Raw genomic sequence first — 6,238 nt, 5'->3', positions numbered from 1 at the left:
AATATCATTATTAGCGTGACTGATGGCACTGAGACCGTGGCACTGCCAAGCTTTGCCATTAGCGTCAGTAACACCAACGATGCGCCGACCATTACCGGTACCCCAAGTACTAGCGTCGATGAAGACAGCAGCTACAGCTTTACTCCTACCGGTAACGATGTTGATACTGGTGATACCTTAACCTTTGCTATTACCGGTCAGCCAAGTTGGGCCAGCTTCGATACCGCAACCGGGGCGCTTACGGGTACCCCGACCAATGATGATGTTGGTAACTACTCGAATATCATTATTAGCGTGACTGACGGTACTGAGACCGTGGCACTGCCAAGCTTTGCCATTAGTGTCAGTAACACCAACGATGCGCCAACCATTACCGGTACTCCAAGTACTAGCGTCGATGAAGACAGCAGCTACAGCTTTACCCCAACCGGCAACGATGTTGATAGTGGTGATACCCTCAGTTACAGCATTAGCGGTCAGCCAAGTTGGGCCAGCTTCGATACCGCAACCGGGGCGCTTACGGGTACCCCGACCAATGATGATGTTGGTAACTACTCGAATATCATTATTAGCGTCACTGACGGTACTGAGACCGTGGCCCTGCCAAGCTTTGCCATTAGCGTCAGTAACACCAACGATGCGCCAACCATTACCGGTACCCCAAGTACTAGCGTCGATGAAGACAGCAGCTACAGCTTTACTCCAACCGGTAACGATGTTGATACTGGTGATACCCTCAGTTACAGCATTAGCGGTCAGCCAAGTTGGGCCAGCTTCGATACCGCAACCGGGGCGCTTACGGGTACCCCGACCAATGATGATGTTGGTAACTACTCGAATATCATTATTAGCATCACTGACGGTACTGAGACCGTGGCACTGCCAAGCTTTGCCATTAGCGTTAGTAATACCAATGATGCACCAATTGCAACTAATGATAATTTCGATATATTTATGTCTATAGCAAGTAGCCTAAACATTCTGGCTAACGATTCAGATGTCGATGTTAATGATACTTTCTCAATTACCGATGTTGAAATCACATCAACCCCTAGTAGCGGTAGTTTATCTATTGCAGGTAGTAACTTAATTTACACACCAAACGAAAACTTCTACGGTAATGATAACTTTAGTTACCGAATTGCTGATCAAGGTGAATTTTCTAATGTTGCTTCAGTAGCGTTAACGATTATTGACAATATCAACCCTGAGGTGATTGGGATAACCTTACCTACTTCCGGCACTTATGGAGTGGGTGAAACCATTACATTTACGGTCAATTTTAATGAACCTGTAGTGGTCAATACATCTGGCGGCACTCCAAGGCTGGTGATCACCGTTGGTGATAAAACCTATTACATTAATTATCAATCGGGTTCAGGTTCGACTAGCTTAGAATTTAGTTATACCGTGCAATCTGGAGATACCTTCGACGGTGCCACACTGAGTGCACTCTTGGATTTAAATGGTGGGGTAATTAGTGATCCTTCAAGTAATGACAGTGCAACAGCGCTTGCTGGTATTACTAGTCTTGAAAATATTAATTTTGATACGTTAGCTCCGGTACTATCAGAAATTACAGCAGTTCAAACCCCTGCAACAAATACTACGCCTGAAGTTTCATTATCGACTACAGAAGCGGGTTTACTATCTTTCAGCGATTCATGTTCGACCTCGAGCGAATTAGAGGTGGATTCCGGCACCTTCTCACTCACTCTAACCAACAATCAAGGTTCAGAATTTACCGATGGAGAGTATTCTGATTGTCAGATAACCATTACTGATGCTAAAGCTAACGAATCTGAGCCTTTAACTTTATCAAGCTTTATTATTGATACAACTGCGCCTGTTCTGGTGAGCAATCAAGCTTTACAGCTTGATGAAGGGCAACAACTGATTGAGTTAACTCAGACAGAATTGGCCGCGAGTGATATTTATAGTAGTGCTGCTGAACTATGGTTCGAATTAACCGCAATAACCAACCATGGTGAGTTGAAACTTGCACAGCAAACCTTAACCAATGGCAGTCGTTTTAGCCAAGAAGATATTCTGAACGGACTGGTAAGCTATTCTCATAATGGTGAGGAAAACACCCAAGATAGCTTTAGTTTTAACATTATCGATCACCTCGAAAATACCAATGATAATCAGCAACAGGCATTCACTTTCACGGTAAATATTGAACCCGTTAATGATCTGCCAACCATGCTTGCTGATCCACAATCACTATCTGCAACAGAAGATGTAACCTCAGTATTAAATTATTCTGCTGTGACAATTATCGATGCTGAAGATGATCAGTTAACCCTAACTGCCGCCGTTAGCAAAGGTAATTTAACTGCTCAAAATAATGACAATATTCAGATCTCTGGTTCTAATACTAGTGCTATCACATTGATAGGCCTGGCTTCTGAACTGCAAGATTACATCAATAATGGTCAGCTAAGTTATACCACTGAAAGCAATGATGATAGCAATAGTCAAATCAGCTTATATGTTGAGGATTCCGAGGGCACTTCAAGTGTATTAACCAGTGAAATCCTTGTCTCCTCAGTCAACGATAGTCCAGTGATCACTGGTGTCGCACCATACAGCGTAAATCAGGATCAATGGTACCAATTCTTACCAATGACTACTGATATTGACAACACACCTGAACAATTAAGCTTTACTGTCTCTAATAAACCGCAATGGTTAAACTTCAATAGTGCCACAGGTGAATTAAGCGGCACACCAAGCAATGCGGATGTTGGTGGATATCAGAATATTATTATCGAGGTGTCTGACGGTGCAGCCACTGCAGCCTTAGCAAGCTTTGGTGTTGAAGTTGTGAATGTCAACGACCGACCAGAAATCTCTGGAGTGCCACCATTACAAGTTAACCAAGGTAGTACATATTACTTTGCTCCTAGCGCAATTGATATTGATTTAGGTACTACACTCACCTTTAGCATTTCGAATTTACCTGAATGGGCATACTTCGATAGCAGCAATGGGGCGTTAAGAGGGACACCTGACAATAATAATGTTGGAAGCTATAACGACATCGTCATTAGCGTTTCTGATGGTTCACTGCAAGCAAGCCTAGATAGCTTTACTATTGAGGTAATCAATATTAATGATGCTCCAATAGCCAATAATGATAGCTATGATATCACTTTTGCCAATGGGCCAGAATTTATCCTAGATGTACTCGCAAATGACTATGATAAGGATCCACAAGATTCGATTAGCCTAATTAGCGTCTCTGCAAACATTGGTACGGTAAGTATTGTCGACAATCAAATTATCTATACTGCAGAGTCTTCATCTACCTCTGATACCTTGAACTATTCTATTGTTGATGATCAGGGTCTCAGTGCATCGGCTCAAGTATCTCTGAATATCAGTTTACCTGCCTCATCTACTGGGCCTACCTTAATTATTCCAGCAGATATAGAAATGAATGCTACAGGTATATTTACCGAAGTGGACTTAGGCATTGCCGAAGCCTTTGACAGTAATGACCAACCTTTAGCCGTGACTGTTGATTTAGAGCGTCACAGGTTACGCTCTGGCATTCATAAAGTATTCTGGTCGACCCAAGATGAATTAGGTAACTCAGTTACTAAAGCACAAACGGTTATTATTCATCCGCAAGTGAGCTTAAAAGCTAGCAATACGGTTATTGAAGGCAGTAAGGCTCAGCTGATCGTTAATTTAAGTGGTGAAGCTCCGTATTATCCTCTCCAAATACCAATCACCATTGGAGGCACTGCTGATAATAATGATCATGACTTAAGGGCTGACAGTATTATTATTGAAGCAGGTCGCAGAGCGATATTTAATTATGAAGTATTTAACGATACTCAAATTGATGAGAATGAGACAATCATAATTTCGCTCGACGAAGGCCTTAACCTAGGTCGCCGATCACAAGTCACCATCAATATTAACGATGCTAATGTTGCCCCTGAGCTCAGCCTCATCGCCACTCAAGGGCAATTACCCGCTGTAGAGTATATTCTTGGCAGTGATTCAATTGAAATTACTTCAGTGGTTACCGATGTGAATGCCACTGACTCACATGAGTTTGTGTGGTTTTCTAATAACTTTATTAATAATTCGACTGACCCAGAAAAATTCAAATTTACTCCAGCTGATATTGCAGAGGGAATCTATGAATTTACCTTGACTGTTACAGACTCTGGGGAGCCGGCACTAAGCACCAGTAACACAATTTATCTCAATTTAGTAAGCTCACAAACGCTGCTAGATAATGCTGATAGTGATAATGATGGTATTCCAGATAGTATTGAGGGAAGAGTCGATAGTGATGGCGATGGTATCGTTGATTACTTAGATAGTATTGACGATTGTCACCAAATCCATCAAGAGATCAGTAATGATGAGGCATTCTTCTTAGAAACTGGTATCAACTCATGTATTCGCAGGGGTAACTATAGCTACAATGCTGCAAGTGGCTCTGTATTGCTAAGTGCTAATAACCCTTCCCTAAGCGAGGATGATGAGTTTACTAATAACGGTGGTGTGTATGACTTTATTGTTTATGAGTTAAACAATAGCACTGCAGAAGTTGTGATCCCTCTTAAATCCAATATTCCTAATTCAGCTGTATATAGGAAATATAGCCAAGCTAAAGGCTGGGATCTGTTCGTAGTTGATAGTGATAACCAAATCTACTCAACTAAGGGCATTGAAGGCTTTTGCCCATCAGTAACTAGCGAATTATGGAGCGTCGGATTAACGGAAGGGCATTGGTGTATTAAGCTATTAATTGAAGATGGTGGTCCAAATGATGAAGATGGAATCGTCAATGGCGTGGTGAAAGATCCTGGGGGTATTGCGGTGCCACTGTCTGATAACACATTGCCTATTGCTATGGCAGATAGCGCACAAGTTACTAGAACAAGAAGCATCAGCATTGATGTGTTGGTGAATGATAGCGATGCCGATAATGATGGAGTGTATATCACCGAAGCATCGACTGAATTCGGTGAAGTAACCATTGTGAATAATCAGTTATTGTATGTCTCCGATGATTCTTTCGTAGGTAATGCCACCATCTATTACTCAATTGCGGATGGTAATGGTGGCGTAGCTCATTCACAAGTTAATCTAACTATCATCGCTAATAATTTCCCGGTTGCACTTAGCGATCAAGTCAATGGCACCGATAGAGACTCATTAGTCGTTAATGTACTCGCTAACGATTATGATGAAGACAACCATAGTCTGACATTAACCCAAGCGACTGTAGATATTGGTGCAGTCTCAATAATTGATAATCAAATCCATTATCAACCAGTTAATGGTTTTGAAGGAACGGCGACTATCACTTATAAAGTGGAGGATGAGTTAGGCGGCTTTGATTTTGGCACCTTAACTGTTGAAATAACCGCTTATAAGAGTGTTGAAATAACCAACACTGGTAGTAGCAGCGGAGGTAGCATGATGTGGTTTGTTGTCATACTAGGGGGCATTTTGTCTATGCGATCTAAGAAAGCTATCAAGCTGTGTACTGTAATGGTTTTAGGCAGCGCAACTTTGCAAGCTCAAGCAAATCCCTTTATTGAATTACAATTCAATAACAACAAAGCAGATTACTCAGCCTCTAGTATTAAACTTCCTACAGAGGCGAAGCTAAATATCAATGATAGTGATAGTGGATATCGCATCGCGCTAGGCTATCAATATAATGAGCGGATAAGCGCTTCGCTTAGCTATATAGATATGGGTAAAGCAAGTACCACAATTACCGCGGACACTCTTTCCCCAGAACAATATCAAGAATTTAAATTAAAAAGCCCAGCACTGATTAATGGCTTTGGTTTAGGGGCAAGTTACCAATTATGGTCAACGAAAAATTTAAGCTTTAACTTACAACCTGAAGTTATCTTTTGGAAAGCAAAATTAACTTCAGTAGAGTTAGGCAAAGCAATAACCGAAAACCAATCGGGCACGGCCATTGCATTTGGAGTGGATGCTGCTTACCAATTAACTAGCCATTGGCAAATTCAGTTAGGTTTTAAGCATTATCCGATTGAGATTAATGATATAGATAGTGCTTTTCTTGGGTTCAAATACCGCTTCTAGGGTGTTAACCGTAAACACCCTATTAGAAAATATGACCACTTAGTATCATTAATCATAAAGGATTTGCCCCATATTGGCTTGTGGTGGTTGCTCAAGTTGTTGTTCAAATTGCTGTTCTAACACCAATCTTGGGGATATCTGA

General features: G+C 41.5%; 1 protein-coding gene. It reads left to right on the top strand.

All coding sequences use genetic code 11. The features are described 5' to 3' along the window. Nucleotides 1–15: 15 nt before the first annotated feature. Nucleotides 16–6,096 carry an Ig-like domain-containing protein gene (locus GFB48_RS16960; protein WP_205597760.1) on the top strand — a complete coding sequence of 2,027 codons (6,081 nt, stop codon included), beginning with the start codon at nucleotides 16–18 and terminating at the stop codon, nucleotides 6,094–6,096. Nucleotides 6,097–6,238 lie beyond the last annotated feature (142 nt).

Origin of the sequence: Paraferrimonas sp. SM1919 (genome assembly GCF_010993985.1) — a bacterium.
Classification (GTDB): Bacteria; Pseudomonadota; Gammaproteobacteria; order Enterobacterales; family Shewanellaceae; genus SM1919.
Note: the sequence above shows the minus strand (reverse complement) of the source record. Positions and strands in the feature narration are given on the sequence as shown.